The 15,720-nt window shown below is 35.8% G+C and carries 12 protein-coding genes; 8 read left to right on the top strand and 4 right to left on the bottom strand.

What is annotated here, in order from left to right; all coding sequences use genetic code 11:
• Positions 1 to 169: 169 nt before the first annotated feature.
• Positions 170 to 1,810, top strand: coding sequence for a zinc ribbon domain-containing protein (locus tag HMPREF9171_RS112095; RefSeq protein ID WP_000459242.1), 1,641 nt, complete (start codon positions 170 to 172; stop codon positions 1,808 to 1,810).
• 24 nt (positions 1,811 to 1,834) lie between these two features.
• Here the strand turns inward: HMPREF9171_RS112095 and HMPREF9171_RS112100 are convergent, their stop codons facing one another.
• Positions 1,835 to 2,719 carry an RluA family pseudouridine synthase gene (locus HMPREF9171_RS112100; RefSeq protein WP_000010473.1) on the bottom strand — a complete coding sequence of 295 codons (885 nt, stop codon included), beginning with the start codon at positions 2,717 to 2,719 and terminating at the stop codon, positions 1,835 to 1,837.
• A 43-nt stretch (positions 2,720 to 2,762) separates the two neighbouring features.
• On the opposite strand from HMPREF9171_RS112100, the gene pbp2a reads away from it, so the two are divergent.
• The 5 genes from pbp2a (at position 2,763) to nusG (ending at position 7,923) form a co-directional block, all read left to right on the top strand.
• Complete coding sequence (gene pbp2a, locus HMPREF9171_RS112105) at positions 2,763 to 5,072, top strand: penicillin-binding protein PBP2A (RefSeq protein ID WP_000764820.1); 2,310 nt, start codon at positions 2,763 to 2,765, stop codon at positions 5,070 to 5,072.
• A 48-nt stretch (positions 5,073 to 5,120) separates the two neighbouring features.
• Positions 5,121 to 5,273, top strand: coding sequence for a 50S ribosomal protein L33 (gene rpmG, locus HMPREF9171_RS1000000113195; RefSeq protein ID WP_000057521.1), 153 nt, complete (start codon positions 5,121 to 5,123; stop codon positions 5,271 to 5,273).
• Positions 5,274 to 5,308: 35 nt separating this feature from the next.
• A complete protein-coding gene (gene secE, locus HMPREF9171_RS112110) occupies positions 5,309 to 5,482 on the top strand; it encodes a preprotein translocase subunit SecE (RefSeq protein ID WP_000497678.1) in 174 nt (57 codons plus the stop codon).
• A gap of 313 nt (positions 5,483 to 5,795) precedes the next feature.
• Positions 5,796 to 7,178: a YSIRK-type signal peptide-containing protein gene (locus HMPREF9171_RS112115; RefSeq protein ID WP_001063293.1), complete on the top strand. Its 1,383-nt coding sequence runs from the start codon at positions 5,796 to 5,798 to the stop codon at positions 7,176 to 7,178.
• Positions 7,179 to 7,383: 205 nt separating this feature from the next.
• Entirely contained in the window at positions 7,384 to 7,923 is a 540-nt protein-coding gene (gene nusG, locus HMPREF9171_RS112120) for a transcription termination/antitermination protein NusG (protein WP_000887149.1), read from the top strand.
• Between the two features lie 46 nt (positions 7,924 to 7,969).
• Here the strand turns inward: nusG and HMPREF9171_RS112125 are convergent, their stop codons facing one another.
• Positions 7,970 to 9,175 carry a glycosyltransferase family 8 protein gene (locus HMPREF9171_RS112125; RefSeq protein ID WP_000409543.1) on the bottom strand — a complete coding sequence of 402 codons (1,206 nt, stop codon included), beginning with the start codon at positions 9,173 to 9,175 and terminating at the stop codon, positions 7,970 to 7,972.
• Positions 9,176 to 9,239: 64 nt separating this feature from the next.
• Positions 9,240 to 10,436, bottom strand: coding sequence for a glycosyltransferase (locus HMPREF9171_RS112130; RefSeq protein WP_000222146.1), 1,197 nt, complete (start codon positions 10,434 to 10,436; stop codon positions 9,240 to 9,242).
• A gap of 204 nt (positions 10,437 to 10,640) precedes the next feature.
• On the opposite strand from HMPREF9171_RS112130, the gene HMPREF9171_RS112135 reads away from it, so the two are divergent.
• Positions 10,641 to 11,486, top strand: a complete 846-nt coding sequence (locus HMPREF9171_RS112135; protein WP_000953622.1) for a patatin-like phospholipase family protein — start codon at positions 10,641 to 10,643, stop codon at positions 11,484 to 11,486.
• Positions 11,487 to 11,528: 42 nt separating this feature from the next.
• Here the strand turns inward: HMPREF9171_RS112135 and HMPREF9171_RS112140 are convergent, their stop codons facing one another.
• Positions 11,529 to 12,776 carry an MFS transporter gene (locus HMPREF9171_RS112140; protein WP_000074740.1) on the bottom strand — a complete coding sequence of 416 codons (1,248 nt, stop codon included), beginning with the start codon at positions 12,774 to 12,776 and terminating at the stop codon, positions 11,529 to 11,531.
• 376 nt (positions 12,777 to 13,152) lie between these two features.
• On the opposite strand from HMPREF9171_RS112140, the gene leuS reads away from it, so the two are divergent.
• On the top strand, positions 13,153 to 15,654 hold the full coding sequence (leuS, locus tag HMPREF9171_RS112145; RefSeq protein ID WP_000145181.1) for a leucine--tRNA ligase: 2,502 nt from the start codon (positions 13,153 to 13,155) through the stop codon (positions 15,652 to 15,654).
• Positions 15,655 to 15,720 lie beyond the last annotated feature (66 nt).

The raw sequence follows: 15,720 nt of genomic DNA, 5'->3' as shown, positions 1-15,720 counted from the left end.
TCATAGACAAAAATTTTAGAGGTTGAAATCGGATTATGGTTTCAATCCTTTTTTCGTTTTGTTATAATAGAAAAATAGCGGTTACAAGTACAAATACAGCTGTTTTATCAGTGTTGTAACTTTTCTTTAAGCAATTTACTTTAATATAAAGTGAATGAGAGGATAAGGTATGTTTGATTTTTTTAAGAAAAAAGTTGTTAAAGTGTGCTTAGTTATTTTTGGTATAGTTTTAGTATCACTTCTGAGTCTAGGATTCTTTTATTTTTCAAAGGGACAAGTACTTAGTCGTTTTGTAGCAGCACGTTCTCGTACGTCAGGTCAAGCGTTTGATAATATTAAAGAATACATGGTTTGGTCAGATACGGGAGAATCTATCACAAATGATGAGGCCAATTACGCTAATTTTGAGCCCTTGTCTAAAAGTGAGGCGCGTAAATTAGGGCAGGAAATAAAAGAAGGAAACAAAAATGATTCAATGTATCTAAAGCGTGTAGGTAGTCGCTTAGGTATATTCCCTGATTATCGTATTGCTAATAAGCCTATGTCTTTGACCTTGAAAACCAATGTTCCTAAATTGGATGTTTTGTTGAATCAAAAAAAGGTCGCGACAAGCAATTCAGATCATTTTTCAGTAACGGTGGAACGTTTACCTAGAACCCATTATACTGCTAGCCTTGAAGGGACTAGTGACGGAAAAGAGATTAAACTCAAAAAAGATTATGATGGTAAAAACCAAACTATTGATTTATCGGTCGCTTTTAAATCTTTTACAGTAACAAGTAATCTTATGGATGGTAATCTTTATTTTGGTGATAATCGTATTGCTAAATTAAAAGATGGTAGCTATTCCGTAGAGAATTATCCAGTGACTGATGGTTCAAAAGCTTATATCAAAAAGGTTTTTAATGATGGTGAGATAACCTCTCATAAACAAAAATTAATCTCTATCGCTGATAATCAGACAATCAAATTAGACGTTGATGGTTTATTAAATGAAAAAGAAGCTGGACAGAAATTGATAACTGCTTTCAATCAATTGATACTTTATGTATCAACTGGGCAAGACCCTCAGACTTTAGGAACAGTTTTTGAAAAAGGTGCCGAAAATGATTTTTACAAAGGATTGAAAGAAAGTATTAAAGCAAAATTTGTAACTGATAATCGTAAAGCGAGCCATTTCACTATTCCTAATATTGTCCTTAATAAAATGACACAGGTTGGGAAAGAAAGTTATCAAGTTAATTTTGCTGCCGATTATGATTTTAATTATGATAAATCAACAGATCCTGATAAGAAAACATATGGGCACATTATTCAGAATTTAACTGGTAATTTTATTATGAAAAAATCAGGAAATAGTTACCTTATTTCTAACGATGGTAAAAAAGATATCACAGTAGCTAAGGAAACTAATAAAGTTAAGGCTGATCCCGTTTCCATTTTTCCAGAGAATCTTGTAGGAAGTTGGAAAGGTGAAGTTGAGGACGGTACAGTAACGATGACTTTTGATAAGGATGGTAAAGTTACTCAGAAAAAAGTTTACAAGGATAGTAAATCTAAGGAAAGTAACCATTCTGCTAAAGTTACGAAGTTGGAGGATAAGGGAAATGGGCTCTACCTTTATCAATATGAATCAGGTACTGATACTACAACTTTTGTAACAGGAGGTATCGGTGGTCTTAAAGTTAAATACGCCTACGGAATAAAAGTTGAAGGGAATAAGATCATCCCAGTAATCTGGCAGACATCTAGTGATGGAGAATTTGATTACCATAAACCACTACTCAGTAAGCCATTAACTAAGCAATAATGATTAAAAGGAGTTGGATAATTATTATCCAACTCCTTTTTTATAATTGTTTAAAATCTTCTCGAAAGTAGATGAAGGGGCCTCTACGCTAATAATTTCGCAAGTTAATGGATGGGATAGAGTCAATCGGTGAGCGTGTAGCATTAATCTTTCATTATTAGAAGAAGGGTTGTAGAGGGGGTCTCCTATTAAGGGATGTCCATGATGAGATAAGTGAATGCGAATTTGATGGGTTCTTCCGGTTTCCAGTCGGCATTTTATGAGACTACTATTTTGGATATACTTCAAAACGTCAATGATTGTCATAGCATGTTGACCGTTTTTAGAATCAATGATTCGTTTACGTCTGTCATGACGGTTCCGTCCAATTTTGTCTCTCAAGACTTGATGCTTAGGTGAAAATTTTCCTTCAACTAAAGCCCAATATTCACGCCAAATTTCTTTTCGTTCTAAGCGTTGATTGATAAGGGGAAGTATAAATGGATTTTTAGCAAATAAAACAGCTCCACTGGTCTCCATATCTAGGCGATGAACAACATAGCATGTTTGTCCAGAATAGGCAGATACATGATTTAACAGTGCTATTTCATTTGGTTGGTTACCGTGAGTTTTCATACCTTCAGGTTTATTAACGATAATAAGATGTTCATCCTCATAAAGACAATCAATAAGCTCTGCTCTGCCCAGAGGAATTTTTTTAGTAGGGTAATCCTCATCATCAAAGATTAAGGTAATAGTATCGTTTTCTTGGACGACAGTTTGCCAATTAATGAATTCATTGTTTATAAGTACATGTTTTTTAACACGCAAAAAATGTCTAATCTTACGTGGAATCAAAAAATAATCTTCAAGGAGTTCTTTAACGGTATGTTCACCGTATGGATTTCTAATTTTTAATGAAAATGACATGGTTTTATTATAGCATTTTATTGAAAATTGATATAATAAGTCTATGAAATTATTTGATAAGTTTATAGACTTATTTCGTGTTGATGAAGACAACGACGAAATGACAAGAAAAAATGAACAAGAAACTAGCAATTTGGATGGCGAAGAAGTCTATGATATTGATGATATTACCCGACCTAGTAAATCCCAGTATCAGCGAGGCATTCGTCACCAAAAGGAAAATGCTAAATCTCGACCTGAATGGCTACAAAAAGTTGATCGTTACCTCCCTTCTCCTAAGAATCCTATCCGTCGTTTTTGGCGGCGCTATCGTATTGGGAAGTTGCTTTTTATCGCCTTAATGGCTTTTATTCTTATATTTGGTAGCTATCTTTTTTATCTTTCTAAAACTGCTACAGTTAGTGATTTACAGAGTGCTCTAAAAACAACCACCACCATTTATGATAAGAATAAAGAATACGCTGGAAAACTTTCGGGACAAAAGGGAACTTATGTAGAGTTAAATGCTATTTCTGATCATCTCAAAAATGCTGTTATAGCAACTGAAGATAGAACTTTTTATGAAAATAATGGTGTAAACTTTAAGCGATTTTTTTTGGCAGTAGCTACACTTGGGAAATTTGGCGGAGGCTCAACTATTACCCAGCAATTAGCAAAAAATGCTTACTTGTCACAGGACCAAACGATTAAACGCAAGGCGCGTGAATTCTTTTTAGCGCTAGAATTGACTAAGAAATATAGCAAGGCTGAGATTCTGACCATGTATCTTAATAACTCTTATTTTGGTAATGGTGTTTGGGGTGTGGAAGATGCTAGTAGGAAATATTTTGGAACCAGTGCTGCTAATTTGACAGTAGATGAGGCTGCTACACTTGCTGGAATGCTTAAAGGACCAGAAGTTTATAATCCTTATTATTCTGTTGAAAATGCAACTAACAGAAGAGATACTGTTTTGGCAGCGATGGTTGATGCAGGTAAATTAACCAAGTCTCAAGCTAAAGAAGCTGCTTCAATTGGTATGAAAAATAGATTAGCAGATACCTATGCTGGTAAAATTAATGATTACAGGTACCCATCCTATTTTGATGCTGTTGTCAATGAAGCCATTGATACTTATGGTATTTCAGAAAAAGATATTGTCAATAATGGCTATAAGATATACACTGCTTTAGATCAAAATTATCAATCAGGAATGCAAAAAACATTTGATGATACTAGCCTCTTCCCTGTATCTGACTATGATAGTCAATCTGCCCAAGGTGCTAGCGTAGCTTTAGATCCAAAAACTGGTGGTGTAAGAGGTTTAGTTGGACGTGTTCAAAGTACTAAAGATGCACAGTTTAAAAGTTTTAACTACGCGACTCAATCAAAGAGAAGTCCAGCCTCAACCATAAAACCTTTAGTTGTTTATTCACCAGCCATTGCTTCAGGATGGTCAATAGATAAAGAACTTCCTAATAAAGTTCAAGATTTTCATGGTTATAAACCAAGTAACTATGGTGGAATTGAGACTGAAAGTATCCCGATGTATCAAGCACTAGCTAATTCTTATAATATTCCTGCTGTTTATACTTTAGATAAACTAGGAATCAATAAAGCCTTTACTTATGGCAGGAAGTTTGGTCTAAATATGTCATCAGCAAACAAAGAGCTAGGAGTGGCGCTAGGTGGAAGTGTAACCACTAATCCTTTAGAAATGGCACAAGCTTACTCAACTTTTGCAAATGACGGTATAATGCATCGCGCTCATTTGATTACTCGAATTGAGACAGCTAATGGAAAATTAGTAAAGCAATTTACAGATAAGCCTAAGCGAGTTATTAGTCGCTCAGTGGCTAGTAAAATGACTAGTATGATGTTAGGAACATTCTCAAATGGTACAGCTATTAATGCCAATGTTTATGGTTATACAATGGCAGGTAAAACTGGAACAACCGAAACAGATTTTAACCCCAATTTATCTGGAGACCAGTGGGTAGTCGGCTATACGCCTGATGTCGTTATTAGTCAATGGGTTGGCTTTAAGAACACAGATAAACACCATTATTTGACAGATTCTAGTGCAGGTACAGCTTCAAATATATTTAGCACGCAAGCTTCATATATACTACCGTATACTAAGGGGTCTAGTTTTACTCATATTGAGAATGCTTATTTCCAAAACGATATTGGTTCAGTTTATAATGCACAAGATGCTAGTAATACAACGAATCAAGAATCACGCTCAATTATTAATGATTTAAAAGATTCGGCAAGTAAGGCTGCACAAGATATTTCTAGAGCTGTGGAAGATTCAAATTTCCAAGAGAAGGTAAAAGATGCTTGGAATAGTCTAAAGGACTACTTTAGATAGCTTGCAGGATTATACAAATCATGTTAAAATAGCATTTATGGAGGCGTTATGGCACAAAAGAAAGCAAGCCTAGCGTGTACAGAATGCGGAAGCCGAAATTACTCAATCGGAGTAAGTAGCACCCCCAAGCCAACACGACTAGAAGTAAATAAATTTTGTAAATATTGTAAGAAATATACAATACACAAAGAAACGCGTTGATATAGCGTAACAAACTGCAAAAAGGAGAACTGATAATGTTTGTCAAAGGGATTTTTCAAGTATTGCGTGACACTACTTGGCCAAATCGAAAACAACGTTGGAAAGATTTTATTTCCATCTTGGAATACACTGTATTTTTCACAATCGTTATCTACATCTTTGACAAACTGTTAGCCGCAGGAGTCATGGACTTGATTAATCGATTTTAATAATAGATTATTTTAGATAGAAACAACCCAAACCCTTAGATTTTACTAAGGGTTTTTTTGTGTGGAAAATAACATATATATCCGATTAGATTATAAAAAAATAATCTTTTGATTGTTTTTACTAGATTGTTTAGCAAAAAAATATTAAAAAAAGAGATATTTGTTTTAATAAAATGTAGATAAATTAAAGAAAAGTGTTTAAATAAAAAACTCCAAGTTATATAATTAGTTAAGGAACTCAAATCAAATTAAAATAAACGTGGTCCTATCCTAATAAATTAGGATTTTTAACTAACTATATAAAGGAGCGAATATGAATAATAACGAAAAAAAAGTAAAATACTTTTTAAGAAAAACAGCTTATGGTTTGGCTTCAATGTCAGCAGCGTTTATAGTATGTAGTGGTATTGTACACGCGGATACTAGTTCAGGAATATCGGATTCAATTCCTCATAAGAAACAAGTTAATTTAGGGGCGGTTACTCTGAAGAATTTGATTTCTAAATATCGTGGTAATGACAAAGCTATTGCTATACTTCTAAATAGAGTAGATGATTTTAATAGAGCATCACAGGATACACTTCCACAATTAATTAATAGTACTGAAGCAGAAATTAACAATACTTTACCTCAGGGACGAATTATTAAACAGAGTATACCAGTCGTAAGATTAAAAGTTGAGAGATTGGGAAGTGGTGCAATTAAGGCTGAGTCGATTAATAATATTAAAGCTGAATCAATTAATAAAATTCAGGGTAAATCAACTAATACAATTAAGGCTGAGTCCATTAATAAAATTAAAGTAGCGTTATCCAAAAAGGCTAAAGAAATTTATGAAAAGCATAAAAGTATTTTGCCTACACCTGGATATTATGCAGACTCTGTGGGAACTTATTTGAATAGGTTTAGAGATAAACGAACTTTCGGAAATAGAAGTGTTTGGACTGGTCAAAGTGGACTTGATGAAGCAAAAAAAATGCTTGATGAAGTCAAAAAGCTTTTAAAAGAACTTCAAGACCTTACCAGAGGTACTAAAGAAGATAAAAAACCAGACGTTAAGCCAGAAGCCAAACCAGAGGCCAAACCAAATATTCAAGTACCTAAACAAGCACCTACAGAAGCTGCAAAACCAGTTTTGTCACCAGAAGCCTTGACAAGATTGACTACATGGTATAATCAAGCTAAAGATCTGCTTAAAGATGATCAAGTAAAGGACAAATACGTAGATATACTTGCAGTTCAAAAAGCTGTTGACCAAGCTTATGATCATGTGGAAGAGGGAAAATTTATTACCACTGATCAAGCAAATCAATTAGCTAACAAGCTACGTGATGCTTTACAAAGTTTAGAATTAAAAGATAAAAAAGTAGCCAAACCAGAGGCTAAACCAGAAGTTAAACCAGAAGTTAAACCAGACGTTAAGCCAGAGGCCAAACCAGAAGTTAAACCAGAAGTTAAACCAGAAGTTAAACCAGACGTTAAGCCAGAGGCTAAACCAGAAGCCAAACCAGCAACCAAAAAATCGGTTAATACAAGCGGAAACTTGGCGGCTAAAAAAGCTATTGAAAACAAAAAGTATAGTAAAAAATTACCATCAACGGGTGAAGCCGCAAGTCCACTCTTAGCAATTGTATCACTAATTGTTATGTTAAGTGCAGGTCTTATTACGATAGTTTTAAAGCATAAAAAAAATTAACTTTATTTTTAAACATAAACCGAAAGGTCTATCCTTTCAAAATCTTAAGGCAAACCTCATCAGAACTTTGCCTTTTTTATTTGAATTTTAGAATGATTTAGTCGGTACTTTAATTGACAGCTTATTTTATTTTCTTTATAATATATATTGAAAATAGCAGTCCAATAAGCCGTAAAAGGCTTTTTTATTAAGGAAAGGAAAACTTATGTTAGATTCTTTTGATAAGGGTTGGTTTGTACTCCAAACCTACTCAGGTTATGAAAATAAAGTAAAGGAAAATCTCTTGCAACGTGCGCAAACTTATAATATGTTAGACAACATTTTGCGTGTGGAAATCCCTACTCAAACTGTAAATGTTGAGAAAAATGGGAAAACAAAAGAAATTGAAGAAAATCGCTTCCCAGGTTATGTACTTGTGGAAATGGTAATGACTGATGAAGCCTGGTTTGTTGTTCGTAATACTCCAAACGTTACTGGATTTGTTGGATCACACGGCAATCGCTCTAAACCAACACCGTTGTTAGAAGAAGAGATTCGTTCAATACTCATCTCAATGGGACAAACCGTTGATGTCTTTGATACTAATATCAAGGAAGGTGATGTTGTTCAAATCATTGATGGTGCTTTCATCGGACAAGAAGGACGTGTAGTTGAGATTGAGAATAACAAAGTTAAATTAATGATCAACATGTTCGGCTCAGAAACACAAGCAGAACTTGAGTTGTACCAAGTTGCAGAATTATAAAACTTCTGAAAAATCCATCTTAAAATAAAGATGGATTTTTGTTAATTTATAATTGATTTAGGTTTAATTCGTTAATTAAAACAACCATATTATCAATAGAATTATGATTAACGATATGTTTGGTTATATTCTCTTGATGAGACGTGTTGTTGAAAGAATAAATTGGCTTTTGTTTCAAATGAACTCTTTGTAAAATATTACCTACTTCTGGACCATGATTAATATCAAGGTATGCAGTGGCTAATGTTATTAATTTTTCAATTCTTGCCTCAATTAATTCAGGGTAAACTAGGACATTTGGATATTGTTCTAGTTTGCTAAGTTTATTTGACACTGTTGTGTAGGCACCAATATGGAATTGAACAGTAGGACATCTACAAATTAGCGATTCAATGTGTTCCAAATTATCGGAAGATGTAAGGGTGAAAAGATGAATATCTGAAACAGAAAGCAATTCCATGGACTTTTCGTAAGAAATCACTTTTCTTTGCTTGCCGGTTAATTGGCAAAAATCAAGTTGGAAGTAATACCACCATAGTTCTCTAAACCTTGCAACGCTATTTTCATTCCAAGGTTTGTCACTAGTTAAAAAATGTATAATATTAGGAGTTCTATTTTCTATGTTTAGATATAAATAAGATCGATGATTATAGCGGCTAACGACATCATAAGTTTGAAAGTTCCATGTTTTGTTCAGAGATAACCAACGATTATGGCAAACAATGTTCAAGATACTTTGATCCCCTGTTTTGACAACTCGGTGGAGTTCTTCAGCTGTTTTTAGTAATGTTTTAGTGAGGCCATCTTCCCGCCATAGTTCTAGATTAGCTAAAAGCATGCCAGCATTAAACCCTCCTTCTTCATTTTTATGGGGATCTTTGACGGCTGCTAAGTAATGACCTTTAAAATCTAGTTCAAATAAGTAATCAAGATTAGTGTTAACGATAATATCTGAATCTAAATAAAGTACACGTGAACTAGGTATATAATCTGCTAAAAATAATCTAAACCATGTACTAACAGTTAGAAAAGTCGTTAGATGAGCAATATCATAGTTATATATTTTAACATTAATCAGTTTTGATCCTAGAGGCTCTAGTTTCCTGTTTATATTACGTACCCATTCAACTGGGGTATCTTGATTGAATAAATAAAAAGTTATATTTCTATTATAAACACAAATAGACTTTATTGTTACTAAGGCTTTATCCAAGTAGTTTGAATCAACTGCAAGTGCAACTGCTTTTTCCATTTAAATTCTCCTAGTTAAGTGTTTAGAATAATGTTGGGTATATAGTGAATGGATGCCAATTTTTTTATATAGACTGAAGATAATTAATTAAATCATCGATAGATGCAAAAACTGTTTCTGGAACAAGCTGGCTATTGCATTCTCTTGTAGTAAGAATTGGTTTTTCAGATTGTGACATTTTCTGTAGAATGCCCTCCATTTTTCCAAAAACATTAATATCAAGATAAATATCAGCTTCTGCTAATAATTTATCAATAATAGGTGGAGTGTAAGTTTTATGAAGGCGGATATTTTCAAAAGCTAATAGGCTTATAAGAATGTCAGACATAACTGTTGGTGCTGCAATGTGAAATAGACAATCTGGAAGGGCAGTGACTAATTCTGAGATAGATGGTATACAATCAGAAGTTGTAACAATAAGGAAATTGAGACGATAATTTTGTGTTTTAATTGGGTGGTCTAAACCAAATACTTTTTTACTAGATATGATACTTGACCATTCAAGTAAATTATAGTGCCACCATACCTCACGGAGTCTCATATTTGATAATGTTTGCCAAGGTTTGATTCCCGAAATGTAGTGAATAATTTTTGGGAGTGGGGTAATTGGGATGTCAAAAATAAATTTATGCCCATCGATAGCAGCTCCCATATCAAAACCAATTTGAAAATTGTAGGTATCATCTAAATAAATTACCTGATTTTCAAACATGCGATTAAGAATTGTTTGATCCCCTTCGTTGGCATTCTCAATTTCCTTTTGATTTTTTTCAATTAATTTAATAGTCATATTTTCTTGTCGCCAACGTTGGTTGTTAATTACCATTACTCCAGCATTAAACCCATATCCAAGCCCAAAAAGAGCTGGAACTGCAGCTAAATATGCATTGTCTAGTGAAATTTGAAAGAGGTTATCTAAATTAGTAGTAACAACTAAGTCAGAGTCAAGATATAAAACTGTATCAGCTGAGATGTACTGAGGTATGAAATAACGAGCATAGGTCATATAATTAATATGATTAAGCTTTTTATTTTCCCATTTTGGGGATAAGTGATCATGGAAGAGCTTTACATCCTGAATTTGATTTCCAGTTTGTCCAACCCTATCTTTCATAGCTAAAAACCATTCTTGAGGAATATCTTGATTAAAAATAAAAATTGAGAGATTCTCATGATAGACACAGAGAGATTTTAATGTGGTTTCAATTTGTCTAATGTAGGAATAATCACCAGCCAAAACAACTGTTTTTTGATAAGTCATAAAAAATCCTTTATTTATATTAGTTAGATATAGTAAATATAAATTTAAAAACTATTAGTATTATTCTATCATAGGTGAGTGTGATTCAGAAATTATTATTAAATTAATTATGGAGTTTATATAGTACAACATATTCTTTTTCAGAAAAAACAGCTATATTTTGCTATACTTTAATCAAATATCAATATTAGAAAGTGATTGCCTATGTTGTCTGTTGGTTTAGTTTTAGAGGGTGGCGGAATGAGAGGTCTTTATACTGCTGGAGTTTTAGATGCTTTTCTAGATGCAGGAATAAAAATAGATGGTATCGTATCTGTCTCTGCGGGTGCATTGTTTGGTGTTAATTTTGTATCTAGACAACGAGAGAGGGCTTTGCGATACAATAAAAAGTATTTATCCCACCCTGAATATATGAGTCTAAGATCATGGCTTCGAACAGGGAATTTTGTTAATAAAGATTTCACCTATTATGAAGTTCCTATGAAATTGGATGTATTTGACGATGAAGCATTTAAAAAATCAAGTATTGATTTTTACGTAGTTGCTACAGAGATGACATCTGGTAAACCTGAATATTTTAAAATTGATAGTGTTTTTGAACAAATGGAAATTTTACGTGCTAGTTCAGCATTACCAGTAGTCTCAAAGATGGTTGATTGGCAGGGGAAAAAGTACTTAGATGGTGGTTTATCTGATAGTATTCCCGTTGATTTTGCCCGTGGTTTAGGATTTGACAAGTTGATTGTTGTGATGACTAGGCCGCTCAATTATCAGAAAAAGCCTTCAAGTGGACGATTGTATAAAACTCTGTATAGGAAATATCCTAATTTTGTAAAGACAGCCTCGAATCGGTACCAACAGTATAATAATAGTCTTGAAAAGGTCATGAGCCTTGAAAAAACAGGCGATCTATTTGCAATTAGGCCGAGTAAGAGCTTGGTTATTGGCCGCTTAGAGAAGAATCCGGATAAACTTGATAGTATTTATCAGCTTGGTATGAAAGATGCTAAAAGTATGATGCCTGAGCTGAATAGCTATCTAATGAAATAAAGAAAACAGTATTTCTCAATTGAGGAATACTGTTTTGTAATATCAGTCAGTTGGTTTGACATCTAATTGTGTTAAATTAGTGTAATATTTTTGACGTTTTAATTGCTTAATGCTTAGCATTGATAAGAAACTAACGATATAGAGACTTGCTAAGAAAAGCATGACCATAGAGACATTTGAAACGTCTAGGATCATTCCGATGATAACAGATGAAAAGCCACCTATTGCACGACCAACATTTAAGATAAGATTGTTAGCTGTTGAACGAATATGATGTGGATAGAGACGTGTAATCATGGCACCATAACCTGCAAACATACCATTAACAAAGAATCCGACAATTGCCCCGCCTATCATCATAGAAGGCATTGTTGTTGCGAATTGAAAGAGATAGACACAAATTGCAGATGAGAGAAGGAAACACCCGTATACTAAACGCGGTCCAAATTTATCTAACAATTGACCAAATACTAGCATGCCAAGACACATTCCAAGAATGGTTGCAATCATCCATAATGATGAATTCTTGACAGAAACGTTTAAGTTGGTTTGGATAATAGTTGGTAACCAGTTCATCATGCCAAAGTATCCAGCAATCTGAACAGTTGTCATAACCATTAGTGCTAGGCTCTGTGTGGCTAATACAGGAGTATCAAATAAAGCTTTTATACTGATATCTAGAGTTTCATCATCTGCGTCTGTATTATATTGATCTAAGATATCTTTATCATCAATAGCAAATTGCATCCATAGGACGAGAACTATAGGAAGAAGGCCAAAGAGAAAAAGTCCCCGCCAACCGAGTGCTGGTGCTAGCCATCCTGCTAAGAGTGCTGAGCTAATAGATCCAACTTGACCAGCGATACCATTTAGTGAAGAAATCCGGCCCATTTTATTAGTTGGGACAATTCCTGCCATAATGGCAATAGCGATACCATATTCGCCACCAACGCCAATTCCTGCAATGAAGCGCATGATATAGAGATATGATAAATTAGTAGTGAAGAAAACTAAACCAGTTGCGATTGAAAAGATTAGAATCGTCCATTTGAAAACTTTAAATTTATTGTAGCGATCAGCTAATAAACCAAAGATTAGTCCTCCCACGAGCATTCCCAAGTTGGTAATTGTCCCAATCCAACCAGCCTGTGCCGCAGATAAATGAAGATCAGTAATGATAGTTGACATAGAAAATGCAAGGAACATGATATTTAAATCATCGGTTCCGGATGCGACAATGGCAGCGATTAGGGCGCGCCAATTATTCTTATTGATATTTAATGGTGACATAAGTCTCCTCCTTTAATGATGGCTCACAGACCACCGTTATTAAATACTGTCAATAGAAAAAATTCTAAAACAGAGATGTCATAGCTGCTTCAACTCATTATAATGTAAAAGAAAAAACTCAAGCTGCTACCCTTGAGTTCTATAAACGCTCGCAAAAATAGTAGGATTTCTGTATAGAATCCTATTTTGGTCGCTTACATGTCTCACAGGACACGGTTAAAGCATTATGTCATTTGGAAATAGTATAGAGTAAGTTTAGTTTATTGTCAAGGATAAGTGGGGAGAGAACCTGCTGTTGAGGGTATTTTCACCTTTTTTATTGCTATTTTTCGTGTTATAATAAGAAGACTATACTTTTTTGACATGGAGAAGTGCGATGACATTCTATAATCACAAAGAAATCGAACCCAAATGGCAAGCTTTTTGGGCAGATAATCATACTTTTAAAACAGGAACAGACGCATCAAAACCTAAGTTTTATGCCCTAGATATGTTCCCATACCCATCTGGAGCTGGTCTCCACGTTGGTCACCCAGAAGGCTATACAGCAACTGATATTCTCAGCCGTTTCAAACGTGCCCAAGGTCACAATGTCCTCCACCCAATGGGTTGGGATGCCTTTGGACTTCCTGCTGAGCAGTACGCTATGGATACTGGTAATGACCCAGCCGAGTTTACAGCTGAAAACATCGCTAACTTCAAACGCCAGATTAATGCTCTTGGTTTCTCATACGACTGGGATCGTGAAGTTAACACAACTGACCCTAACTACTACAAGTGGACACAGTGGATCTTTACCAAGCTTTATGAAAAAGGTCTAGCCTACGAAGCTGAAGTTCCCGTTAACTGGGTTGAAGAATTGGGAACAGCTATCGCCAACGAAGAGGTCCTTCCAGATGGGACATCAGAACGTGGCGGCTACCCAGTTGTCAGAAAACCCATGCGCCAATGGATGCTCAAAATCACTGCCTATGCAGAGCGCTTGCTAGAAGACTTGGAAGAAGTTGACTGGCCAGAATCAATCAAAGACATGCAACGCAACTGGATTGGTAAATCAACTGGTGCCAATGTCACATTCAAGGTTAAGGATACAGATAAGGACTTCACTGTCTTTACAACACGCCCTGATACGCTTTTTGGTGCGACTTATGCAGTTCTTGCTCCTGAGCATGCCTTGGTTGATGCTATTACGACAGCTGACCAAGCAGAAGCTGTTGCCGAATACAAACGTCAAGCAAGTCTTAAATCAGATCTTGCCCGTACAGACCTTGCTAAAGAAAAAACAGGTGTCTGGACAGGTGCCTATGCCATTAACCCAGTTAATGGTAAAGAAATTCCAGTTTGGATTGCGGACTATGTTCTTGCTAGCTACGGTACAGGTGCTATCATGGCTGTTCCAGCTCACGATGAACGTGACTGGGAATTCGCAAAACAATTTAACCTAGACATCATTCCAGTTCTTGAAGGTGGGAATGTTGAAGAGGCTGCCTTTACAGAAGACGGTCTTCACATCAACTCAGACTTCCTAGATGGTCTCGACAAAGCGGCAGCTATTGCCAAAATGGTCGAGTGGCTTGAAGTAGAAGGTGTTGGTAATGAGAAAGTCACTTACCGTCTTCGTGACTGGCTCTTCAGCCGTCAACGTTACTGGGGTGAGCCAATCCCAATCATCCACTGGGAAGATGGAACATCAACTGCGGTTCCTGAGAGTGAATTGCCACTGGTTCTTCCAGTAACCAAGGATATCCGTCCGTCAGGTACTGGTGAGAGCCCACTTGCTAACTTGACAGACTGGTTGGAAGTGACTCGTGAAGATGGTGTTAAAGGTCGTCGTGAGACTAACACTATGCCACAATGGGCAGGTTCAAGCTGGTACTATCTCCGTTACATCGATCCACACAATACGGAAAAATTGGCTGACGAGGAACTCCTCAAACAATGGTTGCCAGTTGATATCTATGTCGGTGGTGCAGAGCATGCCGTGCTTCACCTTCTCTACGCTCGCTTCTGGCACAAGGTTCTTTACGATCTCGGTGTCGTACCAACCAAAGAGCCATTCCAAAAACTCTTTAACCAAGGGATGATTTTGGGAACAAGCTACCGCGACAGCCGTGGTGCACTTGTGGCAACAGATAAGGTTGAAAAACGTGATGGTAGCTTCTTCCATGTGGAAACTGGTGAAGAGCTTGAACAAGCACCAGCTAAGATGTCTAAATCACTTAAGAACGTTGTCAACCCTGATGATGTTGTTGAGCAGTACGGTGCTGACACCCTTCGTGTTTACGAGATGTTCATGGGACCACTAGATGCTTCAATCGCTTGGTCAGAAGAAGGTCTTGAAGGTTCACGTAAGTTCTTGGACCGTGTTTACCGTTTGATCACGACTAAAGAGATTACTGAGGAAAATAGCGGAGCCCTTGACAAGGTTTACAATGAAACCGTTAAGGCCGTTACTGAGCAAGTTGACCAAATGAAATTCAACACAGCTATCGCTCAACTCATGGTATTTGTCAATGCAGCCAACAAGGAAGACAAACTCTTTAGCGACTATGCCAAAGGCTTTGTTCAATTGATTGCACCATTCGCACCGCACTTAGGTGAGGAACTCTGGCAAGTCTTGACAGCTTCAGGTGAGTCAATCTCTTACGTGCCATGGCCAAGCTATGACGAAAGTAAATTGGTTGAAAACGAAATTGAGATCGTTGTCCAAATCAAAGGTAAGGTCAAAGCTAAACTTGTAGTTGCCAAAGACCTTTCACGCGAAGAATTACAAGATCTTGCCCTTGCTAACGAAAAAGTCCAAGCCGAAATCGCAGGCAAAGACATCATCAAAGTCATCGCAGTACCAAACAAACTCGTTAATATTGTGGTGAAATAAGATAAAGATTTTACTAGAAATAGTGATATTTACGCGTATAAAATCCCAAAAGTTTAACTTTTGGGA

Origin of the sequence: Streptococcus agalactiae ATCC 13813, assembly GCF_000186445.1 — a bacterium.
In the GTDB taxonomy this organism is placed as follows: domain Bacteria; phylum Bacillota; class Bacilli; order Lactobacillales; family Streptococcaceae; genus Streptococcus; species Streptococcus agalactiae.
The sequence above is the reverse complement of the archived record's forward strand: the minus strand, read 5'-3'. Positions and strand labels throughout refer to the sequence as shown.